Raw genomic sequence first — 17,054 nt, forward strand, 5'->3', positions numbered from 1 at the left:
GGCGTTTCGATGTCGTCTGGGTCCAGCGTGGAGGATCAGCCCGTTTCGATCGGTAGTAGCGAAAGCTACCTCGAGGATTACTACGAGCACCTCGCGGAGGAGGATTTCCGGGCCTATCCCCAGGAAGTCCTGACGGCAAGGACAGAAACGCACCGCCAGATCGCGGCGACGCGGATGCCGGGTACCGCGAACATCGCCCTTCGTGACGAAGCCGACTGCAGTGTCCTGTACATCGTGACCGATGACATGCCCTTCCTCGTGGACTCCGTCAACGCCGAACTGGTCCGCCAGAACGCGCCCATCCACCTTGTACTGCACCCGCTTTTCGTGGTGACCCGCAACCGGGAGACCGGCAACCTCGTCAAGGTGGCGCGCGTACCCTCCCATCTGGGCATCTCCAGCGGTGACACGGCGGCCATGCCGAACCTCTCCCACCTGATCGCCGAGGGCGACAACGCCTCGCACATGGAATCCTGGATCGCCGTCGAGATCGACCTCGTCGGCGAGGAGAAGCGCACGGAACTGGTCAAGGGAATCACACGGGTGCTGGGCGACGTCCGCGCCGCCGTCGAAGACTGGCCGAAGATGCGCACGAAGGCCCTGGAGATCTCCGCGGATCTGGACAGGGTGGCCAACCGGGCACAGATTGCCGAGTTGCGCCAGGCCCAGGACCTGCTCCGCTGGCTCGATGACGGAAACTTCACTTTCCTGGGTTACCGCGAATACGACCTCGTGAACGTATCCGGCGAGGATGTGCTGGAACTGCGCGAGGAAAGCGGCCTCGGCCTTCTCCGCGCCGGCGCGGACAGCCGCCAGGTCCAGCACCTCACCGAGGCCGGCCGGAAGAAGGCACGCGAGAAGCGCGCGCTCGTGATCACGAAGGCGAACTCCCGCTCCACCGTGCACCGCCCGGCGTACCTTGACTACATCGGTGTCAAGAGCTTCGACGCCGCCGGCAACGTCAACGGGGAACGCCGCTTCATCGGCCTGTTCGCCACGACCGCCTACGCCGGTTCCGTCCGTGATATCCCCGTGGTGCGGGAAAAAGTGGCCGCTGTCCTCCGCGACGCCGGCTTCCCGCCGGACTCGCACTCCGGCAAGGACCTGCTGGGCATCCTCGAAACCTACCCGCGCGATGAGCTCTTCCAGATCGAAATCCCGGACCTCGCCGCCATCGCCACCGGCATCCAGCGGCTGCAGGAACGCCGCCGGACGCGGCTCTTCCTCCGCCCCGACATCTACGGCCGCTTCATGTCCGCCGTCGTCTACCTGCCCCGCGACCGCTACACCACCAACGTCCGCCTGCGCATCGAGCAGGAACTGCGGGAGACCTTCAACGCCGTGTCCATCGACTACGAGGCGCGCATGACAGAGTCCGCGCTGGCCCGCCTATTCTTCCGGATCCGGCTGCCCAAGGACGCCGACGTCAGCAACGTCAACAGCGACGAGCTGGAGAAGCGCCTGGTCCGGGCCGCCCGTTCCTGGGGCGAAGGCATCTCCGAAGTTCTGCGCGCCCGCGGCGACGGCGGGGACGCCGGCACCAGGGCGGACGGCGCCAAGGAACTGGCAGCCGTCTGGGCTGAAGCGTTCCCGGCCGGATACCGGGTGGACTACGAGATCGAAGACGCGTTGCAGGACATCGACCGCTTCGAGAAGTACGGTGCCGCGGCCGAACGGGCCGGGGAAACCGTCAAGGAGCACCCCGGTGTCCACGTGTACCTCCCCGAAGGTGCCGGAGCCACGCTGGAAGAGGACGCCCGGGTCAAGCTCTACATGCTGGAGCCGAAGAGCCTGAGCCAGATCCTGCCGTACTTCCATAACCTCGGCCTCGAGGTCCTGGACGAACGCCCGTTCGAGATCGAGACCGCGGATCACCGGGACTTCTTCCTCTACGACCTCGGCCTGAAGTACCCCGCCGGCGTGGATCCCCAGGCCACCGGCCAAATGCTGAGCGAGTTCTTCGGCGCCGCCGTGACCGGCGCCGTGGAGTCCGACAGCTTCGACCGGCTCGTGCTGCGGGAGGGCATGCACTGGCGCCAGGTGGTCGTGCTGCGCGCCTACGCCAAGTACATGCGGCAAATGGGCAACACCAACTCCTTCGGATTCCTGGCTGACACCCTGCTGGCGAACCCGGAGGTCACGCGGGCACTCAGCGCCTTGTTCGCAGCACGCTTTGACCCGGCGCTCAGTGACTCCGATCGTGTGCTCCGGGAGGTGGAGGTCCTCGCCGGACTCGATGCAGCGATCGAGCAGGTCGCGACCCTCGATGCCGACCGGGTGCTGCGCACGTTCAAGAACCTGATCCAGGCCACGCTCCGCACGAACTACTACCAGAACAAGGCCCACCTGAGCTTCAAACTGGATCCGTCCCTCATCGGGGGACTGCCGTTCCCGCGGCCCATGTTCGAGATCTGGGTCTACTCGCCCCGGGTCGAGGGCGTGCACCTGCGCTTCGGCAAGGTGGCCCGCGGCGGCCTGCGCTGGTCGGACCGGCGCGAGGACTTCCGGACCGAAATCCTGGGCCTCGTGAAGGCGCAGACGGTCAAGAACGCCGTCATTGTCCCGACGGGCGCCAAGGGCGGCTTCTACGCCAAGCAGCTCCCGGACCCCGCGGCAGACCGCAGCGCCTGGATGGCCGAGGGCGTCGAGAGCTACAAAACGTTCATCCGCGGACTGCTGGACGTCACGGACAACCTGATCGTGACGCCCGAGGGCGAAACCGTCATGCCCCCGGCCGACGTCGTGCGCCATGACGACGACGATTCCTACCTCGTGGTGGCCGCCGACAAGGGTACGGCGTCCTTCTCCGACATCGCCAACGGGCTGGCCGGCGAATACGGCTTCTGGCTCGGCGACGCCTTCGCCTCCGGCGGCTCGGTCGGCTATGACCACAAGGCCATGGGCATCACCGCCCGCGGCGCCTGGGAGTCGGTCAAGCGCCACTTCAGCGAGCTGGACCTCGACACCCAGGCCGAGCCCTTCACCGTGGTGGGCGTCGGCGACATGTCCGGCGACGTGTTTGGCAACGGCATGCTGCTCTCCAAGCACATCCGCCTGCTGGCCGCTTTCGACCACCGGCACATCTTCCTCGACCCCACCCCGGACGAGGCAACGTCCTACGCGGAGCGCCAGCGGCTCTTCGAACTGCCCCGGTCCTCCTGGGATGACTACAACAAGTCGCTCATCAGCGAAGGCGGCGGCGTCTTTGCCCGGCAGGCCAAGTCGATCCCCGTGTCCGCACAGGTCCGCGCCGCCCTCGGCCTCCCGGAGGGCACCACGGAGCTGAGCCCGCCGGACCTCCTGCGCGCCATCCTCCTCGCGCCGGCAGACCTGCTCTATAACGGCGGCATCGGCACCTACGTCAAGGCCAGCACCGAAACGAACGCGGAGGTCGGCGACAAGGCCAACGACGCCATCCGCGTGGACGGCCGCGAACTGCGGGTCAAGGTGGTTGGTGAAGGCGGAAACCTGGGGATGACCCAGCGCGGACGCATCGAGGCGGCGCTGCAGGGCGTCATCCTCAACACCGACGCGATCGACAACTCGGCCGGCGTGGACTGCTCGGACCACGAGGTCAACATCAAGATCTTCGTGGACCGGATGGTGGCGGCAGGCAAGCTTGAGCCCGCCGAACGTGCGGACTTCCTGGCCTCGATGACCGACGAGGTCGGCCGGCTGGTGCTCGAGGACAACATCGACCAGAACATCCTGCTCCTCAACGACCGGATGCGGGTCTCCGAATGGAGCCCCAGCTACGAACGGCTCATGGACTGGCTGGAAAAGTCGGCGGACCTCAAGCGGGACCTCGAGGCGCTGCCCACCACGGACACGCTGCGCGAACGCCTGGAACAGGGCCAGGGGCTGACCTCCCCGGAGCTTTCGGTCCTGGCCGCCTACGCCAAGATCGAACTGGCCACTGCGCTGCGCGACAGCGACCTCGCCGATGATCCGTGGTTCCGCTCGACGCTGCGGGCCTACTTCCCGGAGCAGCTGCGGGAGAGGTTCGACGCCGAACTGGACACCCACCCGCTGCGCCGCGAGATCATCGCGACCGTGGTTGCCAACGACATGATCAACCTCGGCGGCATCACGTTCGCGTTCCGGGCCATTGAGGAAACCTCGGCCACGGAAGCGGCCGTCGCCAAGGCGTTCGTGGCCCTCCGCGAGGTCTACGAGCTGGACGTCATGGTCAAGGAACTCAACGAACTGCCGGCGTCGTTCCCGACCGAACACTGGAGCACTGTCCACCTGGACATCCGGCGGCTGCTGGACCGCGCCGTCCGGTGGCTCCTTGGCCAGGGCTCCGCGTCACGTCCCATCGCCGAGATCGTGGCCGAATTCAAGCCGCTGATGGATCCCATGCGGGCCCGGCTGCTCGACTACCTTCGGGGCGACGACCGCGCCCGCGTGGCCGAATGGCTGGAGAAGGCGCGCAGCTGGGACCTTCCGGAAGACCTGGCGCACCGCTGGGCGGAACTGTTCGAGAGCTTCGTGCTTCTGGATATCGCCAAGATCGTCCATGTCAGCAAGGAATCCGTGGCCGATATTGCCCACGTGTACTACACGGTCTTCAACCGCTTCCATGCAGATTCCCTCCTCGAACGCATCACCAAGCTGCCGAGGGCGGACCGCTGGCAGGCACTGGCCCGCGCAGCCCTGCGCGATGACCTCTACTCCACCGTCTCGGACATGACGACGGCGGTGCTGGAGTGCACTCCGGCCGGGACTCCTGCGGAGGAGCGGCTGGCGGCCTGGGAGGGTCAGAACGCGGAGCAGCTGGGCCGGGCGAAGTCAATGTTTGACGAGGTCAATGCCCTCGAGGCCGATGACATGGCCTCACTGTCGGTAGCATTGAGGCTCTTGAGGTCAATCGTCCGACGCTAAGGGGCTGCCGTCCCTGGCGTCGCAAATGGAGGTGCTGTGGCAATCTTTACGGACCCAATCAGGGAACATGCTGATTTTGGCCCGGGGGACGCCGAATGGCTGCACCTCCTGGTCGGCGACTGGCAGATGGTCGCCGACCTCGCGTTCGCCGACCTTGCCCTGTGGTTTCCGCATCCTGAGTTCGGCTACGTGGCACTCGCCCACGTCCGCCCCTCCACCACGCACACGGTGTTCCACGCCGACTTCGTGGGGGAGGGGATCAGGTCGGACCTGCAGCCGCTGGTCGACAAGGCGTGGGAGAGCCGCGCGATCGAGCGCTCCAACGAGACCAACTGGAGCAGCGACATGGCCCTGCGGGTCGAGGCGGTCCCGATGGTCCGCAACGGCCGCACCCTGGCCATCGTGACCTCCCACATGGACCTCTCGAGTTCACGGATGCCCTCCCGGCTCGAGCTCACCTACCGGCAATGCGCCTACGACCTGCTGCGCATGGGAACCCTGGGACTGTGGCCGGACTTCGCGTCGCCCACAGGCTCACGCCGGGGCGCCCCGCGTGTGGGTGACGGCCTGATCAGGCTCGACGCCGAGGGGATCGTGCAGTACGCCAGCCCCAACGGGGTCTCCGCGTTCCGCCGCCTCGGTGATGGCGAGTCCCTCGAGGGCCGGTCCCTCGCCGAGGTGACTGCAGGGCTTTTGCGGGACCGGCGCATGGTCGATGAAACACTGCCGCTCGTCGTCACGGGCCGCATGCCGTGGCGCAGCGAAATCGAGTCACGCGGCGTAAGTCTGTCGCTGCGCGCGATTCCGCTGCGCGACGAGCAGCAGCGGTTCGGCGCCTTGGTCCTGTGCCGGGACGTCTCGGAGCTGCGTCGCCGGGAGATGGAACTGGTCACCAAGGATGCCACGATCCGCGAGATCCACCACCGGGTGAAGAACAACCTGCAGACTGTCGCGGCCCTCTTGCGGATGCAGTCGCGGCGTATGGTCAGCGACGAGGCCAAACAGGGCCTGGAGCAGGCCATGCGGCGGGTGGCGACCATTGCCCTCGTGCATGAGACGCTCTCGCAGGGCCTGACCCAGAGCGTTGATTTTGACGAACTCATCGGCCGCCAGTTCCGGCTCTCGGCCGAGGTCGCCTCGCCCTCGCAGCAGGTCAAGACACAGCGTTCGGGCCTCTTCGGGGAACTTCCGAGCGACTTCGCCACCCCATTGGCCCTCGTCATCAACGAACTGGTCACGAACGCCGTCGAGCACGGGCTGGAGGGGCGCACCGGCACGGTCTGGCTGCTCGCCGACCGGTCGGAGAGCGAGGACGGGGATGAACTTCTCACCGTGAGGGTGGAGGACGACGGCGTCGGGCTGCCGGACACGCCGTACGTCGAGGGCCTTGGCCTGCAGATTGTCCGCACACTGGTCACGAGTGAACTTGGTGGCACCATCCACTGGCAGGCCAGGGACGGCGGCGGAACCGCAGTCCAGATTGTCCTGAGCCTGACGCCGCGCTGACAGTTTGACGCCGCGCCGACGCTGCGTGCACCGGCTTAAACAGGCAATGGCCGCGGACCTGGAGGTCCGCGGCCATTGCTGCAGGGTCGTGCGGTGGCTGCCGGCATGGTAGCTGCCGGTGCTTGGGCGGCAGAATCAGGAAGCGCGCCGTGCCCGTGCCGCGCGGCGCTTGAGCGCGCGGCGCTCGTCCTCGCTCATGCCGCCCCACACTCCGGCGTCCTGGCCGGACTCCAAGGCCCATTGCAGGCAGGTGTCCACAACGGGGCAGCGCCGGCAAACACTTTTCGCTTCCTCGATCTGCAGGAGGGCAGGGCCCGTGTTTCCAACGGGGAAGAACAGCTCCGGGTCCTTGTCAAGGCAGGCTGCGCGGTTACGCCAATCCATGCTGATCAGTCACTCCATTCCTGGGAACTCGTTGAATTGCCTTTGTGAAATTATTCACTAGAGGCTTCATAAGAAAAGGGCCCATTTGGGGCCCCCTCGGTCATCTGGATTAAGCGTGTCATGTTAACGCTGTGTAAACAAGGGGTAATAGAGGTCAACATGCCTCGAGACCGTGAGCGTTGCATCACATTCAGTGGCGGCGTCCTCACATCTAGTCGACTATGTCCGGTAGTGTGCCAGTGTGTCAAGGCCCCCTGTGAACCCTGAAGACCCCCGCGAAAATGCCGGCGAAAATGCCAGTGATGACCCCGGTGAACGCCCCGGTCAAAGCCCCGGTGGTATTCCCCGTGAAAATGCCGGTGGGCAGCCCGGCGAAAATTCGCTGCGTAATCCGGATGAAACCCCTGCCGGAGTAGCTGCCGGAGAACCTGTGCGGCCAAGGGGAATTGTTGTCATCGCCGCCGTCGTCGCCCTGGAGGCCGCGGCACTGCTTGTGGCGGCCGGCTGGTACGGGACCCAGCTCCTGACCGGAGCACCGGTGCTCTCCTTCTGGGGTGCCGTTTTTACGCTCTGTCTGCTGCTGGCCTTCTCAATTTGGCTCTTTGCCGTGGCACGATTCCTGCTGCGAGGATTCCGCTGGCCGCGGGCCGGTGCCCTGGTGGCGCAGCTCTTCGTGCTGACCATTGGCTTCCCTACCCTGACCGGCGGCTATCCGCTGGCCGGACTGGCCATGCTGATTCCCGCCGTGACCACGATCGTGCTCCTTTTCGACAAGCGGGTCATAGCCTTCGCCTCACGGGCAGCCGGAGCCCCGCCCGCCCTGTAGAGGCCCGTCCCGTGCGGCGTGCCGCCCGACGGAGACCCGGTCCGGTCCGCCGTCGGGCCGAACGGGAGCCGGCTGGACCGCAGGCCGCGTCGCGGCCGGCTGGACCGCAGGCCGCGTCGCGGCCGGCTGGACCGGCGGGCAGGGCGCAGCCAGCTGAACCGGCGTCGCGCGGCCGTCGGAAATGACGACGGCGCGTCCCGGCGGAGGACTGTGCTCCGGTTCGAACCGGACCCCGAACGGCTCACCGTCCATGAGCCCTCCCGGGCGTATCAGGACCGCCCGTCCCTGGCTGCGCGCGGTGGCAGCCAGATCCACCCGTTGCCCAAAGGCCGGGCCAAATCCCGCGGTGAGGACCACCCTCCAGCCAAGACTGTTCAGGGCCGCCAATGCCATGTTGGCCTCGGGCGAGAGCAGGTCGGCGTCGTCTGCGAGCGCAATCGCTGTCCGGTCCAGGGTGCCCGCGAGCGCGCCGGCGTGGAGCCCGGACCAGTACTGGCCGGGATCGGTCCCCGGCCTCGGTGCGAGCCAGGCACAGGCTGGGTTCATCCCCGGCAGCGCAGCCAGCAGCGTGCTTTTGCCCGATCCGGGGCCGCCGAGGACCGCGAGGACGCTGCCGGGCGGCAACTTAATCCCGTGCGGCCGGAGTTCGTCGCCGCCGACCCCGAGGAGCAGCACGGCCGCCGGGACCCGGACGTGCGCAGCGGCGGGCATGACAGCGGACCCGGCAGCAGGCGGCGGGATCCTCTGCCCTGGCCCGGGGCCGCCGCACTGGGGGGCCAGCACCTCGTCCACGGTCACCAACCCAGGCAGCGCGTCCACCCGGAAGGGCCTGGTCGAGACGGCTCCACCCGTGGGGTGTAGCCCGGCCGCGGCCGTTGGTTCGAACAGCTGGGCCGCATGCCCGGTCGCCAGAGGCGTGGGAACAAAGGTGCCGAACACGGCTACGCGGCCGGGGACCGGCTCCAACGCCGGAAGCCGCGGCCACGCAAGGCGGCCCTCGTCGGTAGACCCTAAAGGGAAGAAGATCCGGTTCGGCAGGCCAGCGAAAAACCTCGCGGTCACCAGCTCACGCCCGCCCGAGACGATGACCGTAATCCCTGCCCGGGAACCGTCCCGCACGATGTCATGAACGAGGTCTTCGGCCCAGGCCAGCGGCCCGGACCGGAACGCCGACACCCAGGCGCCCCAGCCGCTGAGCACCAGGACCAGTACGGGCCGCGGCCCGGCCGCGGGCGCGCTCAGCCGTGACGTGGCTTCGTCGGCGATCCGCCGCAGCACTCTGGCGGCCCGGCGCACTTCGTGCAGGCCGGCCACCGCGCCGACCCGTGGCTCCGCCGCGGCGGTGCTGAAAGCGCCGGCGGCGTCAAGGATGTACAGGTGCGACTCCACACTGCCGGCCAGGAGCTGATCGACTGCGAGGGCCAATACGGGGTCACCGGCGCCGGCCTCGGCGCCGACAAGGCCCAGATGCCCGTGCCCGGCAGGACTCCAGCCCAGCTCCGTGACCCTTTGGAGTTCCGGCAGATCCACCCGCCCCAGCCGGACCATGTCCTGGTCGGAGTGCCCGGAACCCGGATGCGGCAGCAGGACCGGCAGAGGATCTGCCACCGGTCTTCGGGGCTGCCGCGCGCCACGGCCCTGCCACACGGCCACCGCGGCGTCGATGAGCGCCACCGCCCCCTGCGCCGGAGTCAGGACCGGTGTCAGGGCCGCGCCGTCGTCAGCTTCGCGGCTGGCGGAGCCCTCAGCCCCGAGACCGGCGGCTGCCGGTGGCCGCATCAGTTCGTCCATGGCCGTGCGAACCGTGACTGTTCCGTCTGCCTCGGGGGCGGTCCGGGGCGTCAGGGTGGCCGTCTGGAACTCCTCCGGAGCTTGTGCACCGCGGACCAGGAACGCCCGCCCGGGGCGTGCGATGGGAATGACGGCCGCGAGCCCGGAGCCCATAATGTCGAACGATTCGGGGCCGGACTGGACCCGGAGCGCGATGCACGTGGTGACATTGGCCCTGATGTCGGCGTTCAGGGCCCCCTGCGGGCGCTGTGTGGCCATGATGAGATGGATCCCCAGTGACCGGCCGATGGCCGCAATCCTCATGAGTTCGGAAAGGGCGCCGGGCGCTTCGTCCACCAGCATCCTGAACTCGTCAACGACGATGACCAGATAGGGGACGGGCGGTCCGGCGGCCGGTGATGACTCGTAGGCCGCGAGATCCGGGGCATTGGCCCGGGCAAGCAGTTCCTCCCTCCGCCGGACCTCGGCCCGCAGGGAAACGAGCGTGCGCTCCACCTGTGCAGCGCCCAGATCCGTCAGCATGCCGACGCAGTGCGGGAGCCCGGTGAGCGGGCCAAGGCCGGAGCCGCCCTTGAAATCTATGAAGAGCAGGTTGACCCGGTCCGGCGGATGGCTGGCCGCGAGGCCGGCGGCAAGGGTCCGCAAGAACTCCGACTTCCCGGAACCCGTGGTCCCCGCGACCAGGAAGTGCGGACCGTCGGCCTTCAGATCGATCCGCAGGATCCCCCGGCTCCCGGCGCCGACGGGCGCACCGAGCCCGGCCTCCATGCCGCTCAGCGACCAGCGCCTGGAGATGTCCGGTGCCGGGAGGGGAAGGACGTCGGCCAGGCTGCAGTGCTGCGGGAAGGCTGGCGGGGCAGTCGCCGGTGTGCGCCGTGCGGCATTGAAGCCCCGGCAAAAGCGGTCAAAGACCTCGGCCGGGACCAGATCCGGAACGAAGTCCAGGGGCGGTGACCCGGTCCTGATCAGGGAGCTGCGACGGCCGAGGACAATGCCGGGGTGTTCGCCGGGGCCCTGCTCCGGCGAGCACTCGATCACCCTCCACCCGTGTGCCGCGGCCAAGGCCCTGAATGCCGGGCCTGCACCGGCGGTGTCCGGCCCGGGCGCGGTCCCTGCCTGCGACAAGGTGTCCCAAAGAATGAGAACTCCGCGGTTGAATCCCTCGCCCGGACCCGCAGCACTGCCCGGACCGCCGGGACCGGCAGCCAGCAGGGCCGCGGTGGTGGCGTCATTTGCGGACAATGTGACGCCGGGCAGGAAGCGCGCCGGCAGCGGCACCGTGTCCGCCGGGCCATGCAGCAGCAGACGGGTGCTGCCGGCCAGGGGATAGGCAGCCAGTTGCAGGATGAACGAGCGCACCAGCCCGGCCGTCGCGGGCGCGGGGCCATGGATGGTCACCACTGCCGGGACCGGATCCAACGTCAGGGGCACCAGGCCGAGCGGCGGTGGGCGGAAGCCGGGGTCGGGCGGTTCGAGCCGGATATTCGCCGTCCGCTCCGCCAGCCCGAGCCGCAGGCAGATGTCCGGCGGCTCGCCGTGAGGTGTGCGGGCCGCCGGGGGCGCCGCTGCCGCGCAACCGATGGTCAGGTCCGCCGCGGAGGGTGCGGCCTGCCGGCGTCGTTCCCTGTCCTGCAGGGTGGCCTCCGCCACAGCGGCATTGAGCTCGCGGCGCTGGCGGCGGCCCGAAAGGAACGGGACGAGGACGGACACGCCAGAGACTGCGGTGAAGGCCAGGAACATCCACATGCCGGTGAGAAGGGCCAGACCGACGCCGACCAGGAGCGGCAGCACCGCGGCCAGCACCACGGCGGCCCGGTGGCCCGGGGCGGCGATGCCGCGGACAACCAGCGGCGCGGCAACGCTGGAGCCCGCCAGCGATGTCACTGACTCCGCGGCAGCATGGGGCACCCCCGGCGGCCCAAGCCGGATCGAGAGGATGGAGTCGCCGCAACGGATCGAGGACGCCGTGGTCACCTGGGCCATTCGCACTTTCCGCCCATCGACGCTGGTTCCGTTCGCACTGCCGAGGTCCACGATCGTGACTTCCGAGTCCGCGACGTCCAGGCGGGCGTGCTCCCGGGAGAGTGCGGCATCAGAGATCACGATCTCGGTGCCGCCGCGTCCGATCCGGAACCGTCCCCGCTGCAGCGCGACAAGCGTGCCCGCGCCGGGACCGCCGTCCACAGCGAGCAGCAACGTGGCAGTGTCCGGTTTGCCCGGCCGGGAACGGAATGCCGCCCCCGGTCCATTCACCAGCCCGGCACCGTCGACCAGTACAGCAGTTTCAACCAGTACAGCACCGTGGACGAGGGGAGGCGCGCCAACAGTCATGGCGGCGACCGGCGCTCCCCGGACCGACAGCTCACCGGTCCCGTAGCGCCGGGCGACGGCCGCCTCTAGATCCGCGCCTGGGCACGCGTCGGGGACCTCGACGGACAGCTCAATGAGCTGCCCGTCCGGCGTCGAACCTGACGGGAGGGTGCAAAGTGCGAGAGTGCAGTGGAAGATCATCGGGGGCATCCTTTCCTGCGTGGCGGCCCAGGTTCGACGTTAGGGACGCCTCTGCCCGGCTGCGCCCGGGAAATTGCTCCATGTGGATAAACGGAGGCGGCCCGGACACGAGCCAGACGGCTCCGCTCTCGCTCCCGGCGCAGGCCGGACGAGGCCCGCGCAGCGGGGGCCGGGCGCCGACTGCAATGGAGCCTCGGGTAGGCTAGAGCAGCAGACAATGCGCAACATTGGGCTGCCCGCATTCGAATCAGGAGAGTTTGTGACCGCTGACCTCGTCATCGTAGGGTCGGGCTTCTTCGGCCTGACAATCGCAGAACAGGCCGCCACGGAGCTGGGCTTGAAGGTAGTCGTCATCGACCGCCGCCACCACATCGGCGGCAATGCCTACAGCGAAAAGGAAGAGCAGACCGGCATCGAGGTGCACCGCTACGGTGCACATCTTTTCCACACTTCCAACGACCGTGTGTGGGAGTACGTGAACCGCTTCACCACGTTTACGAACTACGTCCACAAGGTGTACGGCGTGCACAAGGGCGAGGTCTACTCCCTGCCCATCAACCTGGCCACGATCAACCAGTTCTTTCGGGCCAACCTCACCCCCGGGCAGGCCCAGGAACTGATCAAGGATCAGGCCGGCGAACTGGCCGGCACCGATCCGCAGAACCTGAACGACAAGGGCATCCAGCTGATCGGCCGCCCGCTCTACGAGGCGTTCATCAAGCACTACACCGGCAAGCAGTGGCAGACGGATCCCAAGGACCTGCCCGCGGGCATTATTTCCCGCCTTCCCGTCCGGTACAACTACGACAACCGCTACTTCAACGACAAGTACGAGGGCCTGCCGACCAACGGCTACACGGCCTGGATCGAAAAGATGGCCGAGCACCCGAACATCGAGGTCCGGCTGAACACTGACTTCTTTGACGAGTCGCACGAGTACAGCAAAAACAAGGTCGTCGGCAACATCCCGGTCATCTACACCGGCCCTGTTGACCGCTACTTCGACTACGCCGAAGGCGATCTTTCCTGGCGCACGATCGACTTCGAAGAGGAAGTCCTCGACGTCGGCGATTTCCAGGGCACCTCAGTGATTAACTACAACGACGACGACGTGCCGTTCACACGCATCATCGAGCCGCGTCACTTCCACCCGGAACGCGACTACCAGACGGAGAAGACCGTCATCATGCGCGAATTCTCCCGCGCGGCGGAGAAGGGCGACGAGCCCTATTACCCGATCAATACCGCCGCGGACCGGGACCGCCTGCTCAAGTACCGGGACCTCGCGGCAGCCGAGAAGGATGTCCTCTTCGGCGGACGCCTCGGCACGTACAAGTACCTGGACATGCACATGGCCATCGGCTCTGCCCTGACCATGTTCGAGAACAAGATCCGGCCGCATTTCGAGGCCGGCGCCACGATTGAAAGCGGAGGAGTGGACGCATGAGCGCCGCTGAAACGACACACGGTTGGAACCCGATTCAGCGGGTCATCCTGCCATCGACGGACCAGACCGACACCGTACCCCTCTATGTTGACGCCGGCACCGCCAGCGGCATCCGGCTGCGCGAGAACGACGAATTCGCCCGCACCCCGAAGCTGCTCGAGGACAAGCTGCAGATGTTCAGCTCCGAGAGCCGGGTAGCTCACTTCGAGGACCTCCTCGGAAGGCACTCCATGCGGGTGCGCTCCGGCGAGCAGCTCTCGTTCGGCACCTACTTCAACGCCTTCCCGGCGAGCTACTGGCGCCGGTGGACCTCGGTTCGGGACGTCCGCCTGGTGGTGGAGACCAGCGGTCCGGGAACGGTCACGGTCTACAAGTCGAACGCCCGCGGATCGGTCCAGCGCGTGGACGGCAAACACGTCGACGGCGACGCTACCTCCACGTTCGAACTCTCGCTCAAGCCCTTCGGCGACGGCGGCTGGTACTGGTTTGACCTGGCCGCCAGCACAGGGGACCTGGTCCTGAAGAACGGCGCGTGGGAGGCTACAGGCGGTCCCACGACCAAGGGCCAGGTGACCCTCGAAATCACCACCATGAACAAGCCCGACTTCTGCCTGAACAACGCCCGGATCCTGGCGGATAACCCGGACGTCCTTGAAAACGTCAAGGAAATCCTGATCGTGGACCAGGGCACCCAGAAGGTCGAGGACCAGGAGGGCTTCGCCGCCGTCCGGGACGCCCTCGGCGGCAAGCTCCGGGTCATCAACCAGGCAAACCTCGGCGGCTCCGGAGGCTTCGCGCGCGGCATGTTCGAGGCTGTCGAAAACGGCAGTGACTACGCCCTGCTGCTCGACGACGACATCGTCGTCGAACCTGAAAGCATCGTGCGGCTCCTGACATTCGCCGACCACTGCCGCAAGCCGACGATTGTCGGCGGGCACATGTTCGACCTCTACAACCGCAGCGTCCTGCACACCTTCGGCGAGGTCGTTGACCCCTACCGGATCGTCCCGGCCCTGCCCCACGCCGACATGGAAACGCGGCACGATTTCAGCGTCTCGAACCTGCGCCAGACGCCGTGGCTGCACCGCCGCGTGGACGTTGACTACAACGGCTGGTGGATGTGCCTGATCCCCACGAAGGTGATCCAGGAAATCGGGCTGTCCCTGCCGCTGTTCATTAAATGGGACGACGCCGAATACGGGCTGCGCGCCCGGGAAGCCGGCTTTGCCACGGTCTCAATGCCGGGCGCCGCCGTTTGGCACGTGTCCTGGATCGACAAGGACGACCTCGTCGGCTGGCAGGCCTACTTCCACGCACGCAACCGGCTGATCACCACGCTGATCCACAGCCCGTACCCCAAGGGCGGCCGCGTGCTGCGCGAATCTTTCCAGTCCGACGTCAAGCACCTCGTGTCGATGCAGTACTTCACCGAACACGGCCGGATCGACGCGCTGCGCGACCTCCTGAACGGGCCCGACGACCTCCACAAGGTGCTCGGCACCAAGCTGCCGGAAATCAATGCCCTGAAGGCGCAGTACCCGGACGCCCAGCTGAAGGAAGACGTCGATGATTTCCCGGCGCCAAAGATCGGCCGCGGACCGATGGGCGGGACCGTAGTGGGGCTGCCCAGCAAGAAGCAGCTCATCCCGTGGGGCATCAAGACCGTGGCGCGCCAGCTCATCAAGGCGCCGGGACCGGAAAGCGCCGAAAGGCCCCAGGGCTACCTGGCCCACCGGGACAACCGGTGGTATCGGGTGGCGCACTATGACAGTGTTGTGGTCTCCAACGCGGAGGGCACCGGCGCCTCGTGGTACCAGCGCGACCCAAAGAAGCTGAAAGCGATGCTGACAGAGGCGACCATGCTGCACGCGAAGCTGTTCCGGGAATGGGACAGCCTTGCCGAGCAGTACCGCCGCGCGGTGACCGAGATCAGCTCGATCGACGCGTGGAAGAAGACGTTCGAGGCGAATTCCGAGGACGGAAGGTAGATGGCTGGTCAAACCGACCAGCTGATCAAGCCCGGAACCGGGCACGGGCTGCTGGACGTCTACGGCGACCGCTTCCTGCTGAAGCTGCTGGTGCGCAAGGAAATCAAGGTGCGCTACCGCGGCTCGGTGCTGGGCCTGCTGTGGTCCTACGTGAAGCCGCTCGTGCAGTTCCTGATCTACTTCGTGGCGCTGGGCATCTTCCTGAACCTGCAGCGGGGAACGCCGAACTATGCGATCTATCTGTTCTCCGGTATTGTCCTGGTCAATTTCTTCACGGAATCGCTGTCCAACGCCACCCGCTCGATTGTGGACAACCGTGACCTGATCCGGAAGATCTACCTGCCCCGGGAACTGTTCCCGGTGGCCACCGTGTGGGTGTCGGCAGCGCACTTCCTGCCCCAGCTGCTGGTGCTGGTCGGCGCATGCCTCGTGGTGGGGTGGGCGCCAACGCTGCTGCAGCTCGCCGCGGTGGTCCTGATCTTCGTGATGGTGGCCGTCCTGGGCACGGGCCTCGGCCTGCTGTTCGGCGCCATCAACGTCTATTTCCGCGACTCCGAAAACATCGTGGACATGATCGTCATGGTGGTCACATGGGCCTCACCGGTCCTCTACCTCTGGTCCATGGTCCAAAAGGTGATGGGTGACTGGTTCTGGATCTACCAGCTGAACCCGATGACGGTCGCCGTCGAGGTCTTCCACTGGGCCTTCTGGGAACCGACGCTCAAGGCGGACCAGATGGTCAACGACGCCTCACCGCCGGGCATGCTGACGCTCTGGCTGCCCCTCGCCCTGCTGATCACGCTGGCCGTGCTGTTCCTCGGGCAGTGGACGTTCCGCCGGCTTGCCGTCCACTTCGCACAGGAGCTCTGACATGACCGCGCACGGCCACGTCGCCATCATCTGCACCGACATCCGGAAGCAGTTCGTGCTCCGCCACACCCGTTCCCTGAAGGAAGCCCTCGTCTGGCTCGTGAAGGGACGCAAGGGCGACCTCTCAAAGAAGTTCTTGGCCCTCAAGGATGTCTCGCTTGAGGTCAAGCAGGGCGAAACTGTGGCACTCATGGGGCTCAACGGTTCCGGAAAGTCAACGCTCCTGAAGCTCATTTCCGGGGTCCTGCAGCCCGACGGCGGCACGGTGCGCACGCGAGGCCGCGTCGCCGGGCTGATCGAAGTCGGCGCAGGCTTCCACCATGACCTCAGCGGCCGGGACAACGTCTACCTCAACGGCGCCATCCTCGGCATGACCGAGAAGCAGATCGACGAGAAGTTCGACTCGATCGTGGAATTCTCCGAAATCGGCGAGTTCATCGACACCGAGGTGAAGTTCTATTCCTCGGGCATGTACCTGCGCCTGGCGTTTTCCATCGCGGTGCACACGGACCCCGAGGTCTTCCTGATCGACGAGATCCTCGCGGTGGGCGACGAGCCCTTCCAGCGCAAGTGCATCGCGAAGATCAAGGAGCTCTCCGAGATCGGGAAGACCCTGTTTGTCGTCAGCCATGACCTGGACCTCGTGGCGACCGTGTGTGAGCGCGGCGTCCTGCTCGAACACGGCAAAATTGTCATGGACGGCGAAGTGCACGACGTCGTCAACGAGCTCCGGCGCAGGTCCCTGGCCCTGTAGCGGCGTGCCCGGCCAGCTCCCGGCCCGGCCGTGTCGGCGTAGGGCCGGCCGCGGCCGGGCAGAAGTGCAGGCTGGCCGCGCTTCTCGTGTGGA

At 66.9% G+C, this 17,054-nt stretch carries 9 protein-coding genes; 7 read left to right on the forward strand and 2 right to left on the reverse strand.

From position 1 onward, the window contains the following. Positions 1 to 9 precede the first annotated feature (9 nt). Together AC1DZQ_RS08830 and AC1DZQ_RS08835 are read left to right on the forward strand one after the other, a co-directional pair. Positions 10 to 4,884, forward strand: coding sequence for an NAD-glutamate dehydrogenase (locus AC1DZQ_RS08830; RefSeq protein ID WP_476963161.1), 4,875 nt, complete (start codon positions 10 to 12; stop codon positions 4,882 to 4,884). 36 nt (positions 4,885 to 4,920) lie between these two features. Further along, complete coding sequence (locus AC1DZQ_RS08835) at positions 4,921 to 6,390, forward strand: sensor histidine kinase (protein ID WP_476963162.1); 1,470 nt, start codon at positions 4,921 to 4,923, stop codon at positions 6,388 to 6,390. Between the two features lie 135 nt (positions 6,391 to 6,525). Here the strand turns inward: AC1DZQ_RS08835 and AC1DZQ_RS08840 are convergent, their stop codons facing one another. Continuing rightward, on the reverse strand, positions 6,526 to 6,774 hold the full coding sequence (locus tag AC1DZQ_RS08840; RefSeq protein WP_003804966.1) for a WhiB family transcriptional regulator: 249 nt from the start codon (positions 6,772 to 6,774) through the stop codon (positions 6,526 to 6,528). Positions 6,775 to 7,204: 430 nt separating this feature from the next. On the opposite strand from AC1DZQ_RS08840, the gene AC1DZQ_RS08845 reads away from it, so the two are divergent. Then, positions 7,205 to 7,600, forward strand: coding sequence for a hypothetical protein (locus AC1DZQ_RS08845; protein ID WP_476963163.1), 396 nt, complete (start codon positions 7,205 to 7,207; stop codon positions 7,598 to 7,600). On the opposite strand, the gene AC1DZQ_RS08850 is transcribed toward AC1DZQ_RS08845, so the two are convergent. Next, the gene (locus AC1DZQ_RS08850; RefSeq protein WP_476963164.1) at positions 7,568 to 11,902 is read right to left on the reverse strand and encodes an FtsK/SpoIIIE domain-containing protein; all 4,335 of its coding nucleotides are present in this window, start codon (positions 11,900 to 11,902) and stop codon (positions 7,568 to 7,570) included. The two genes, AC1DZQ_RS08845 and AC1DZQ_RS08850, sit on opposite strands and share 33 nt — an antisense overlap. Positions 11,903 to 12,161: 259 nt before the next feature. Here AC1DZQ_RS08850 and glf point away from each other — a divergent pair, with 259 nt between their 5' ends. From glf to AC1DZQ_RS08870, 4 genes are read left to right on the forward strand one after another with little or no spacing between them, the layout of a single operon-like run. Beyond that, complete coding sequence (gene glf, locus AC1DZQ_RS08855; protein ID WP_476946879.1) at positions 12,162 to 13,349, forward strand: UDP-galactopyranose mutase; 1,188 nt, start codon at positions 12,162 to 12,164, stop codon at positions 13,347 to 13,349. Further along, positions 13,346 to 15,337 carry a glycosyltransferase gene (locus AC1DZQ_RS08860; RefSeq protein ID WP_476963165.1) on the forward strand — a complete coding sequence of 664 codons (1,992 nt, stop codon included), beginning with the start codon at positions 13,346 to 13,348 and terminating at the stop codon, positions 15,335 to 15,337. The genes glf and AC1DZQ_RS08860 overlap by 4 nt, the downstream gene beginning before the upstream one ends. Beyond that, complete coding sequence (locus AC1DZQ_RS08865; RefSeq protein WP_476963166.1) at positions 15,338 to 16,207, forward strand: ABC transporter permease; 870 nt, start codon at positions 15,338 to 15,340, stop codon at positions 16,205 to 16,207. 1 nt (position 16,208) lies between these two features. Next, a complete protein-coding gene (locus AC1DZQ_RS08870; RefSeq protein WP_476946882.1) occupies positions 16,209 to 16,961 on the forward strand; it encodes an ABC transporter ATP-binding protein in 753 nt (250 codons plus the stop codon). The last annotated feature ends 93 nt before the right edge of the window (positions 16,962 to 17,054 follow it).

Source organism: Arthrobacter sp. P1_C12_2, from assembly GCF_056406415.1.

What these genes read in the sequence shown, in the direction of transcription:
- AC1DZQ_RS08830 (WP_476963161.1), top strand. Translation starts at nt 10, where the DNA reads ATGTCGTCTGGGTCCAGCGTGGAGGATCAGCCCGTTTCGATCGGTAGT.
- AC1DZQ_RS08840 (WP_003804966.1), bottom strand. Translation starts at nt 6,774, where the DNA reads ATGGATTGGCGTAACCGCGCAGCCTGCCTTGACAAGGACCCGGAGCTG.
- AC1DZQ_RS08850 (WP_476963164.1), bottom strand. Translation starts at nt 11,902, where the DNA reads ATGATCTTCCACTGCACTCTCGCACTTTGCACCCTCCCGTCAGGTTCG.
- AC1DZQ_RS08860 (WP_476963165.1), top strand. Translation starts at nt 13,346, where the DNA reads ATGAGCGCCGCTGAAACGACACACGGTTGGAACCCGATTCAGCGGGTC.
- AC1DZQ_RS08865 (WP_476963166.1), top strand. Translation starts at nt 15,338, where the DNA reads ATGGCTGGTCAAACCGACCAGCTGATCAAGCCCGGAACCGGGCACGGG.
- AC1DZQ_RS08870 (WP_476946882.1), top strand. Translation starts at nt 16,209, where the DNA reads ATGACCGCGCACGGCCACGTCGCCATCATCTGCACCGACATCCGGAAG.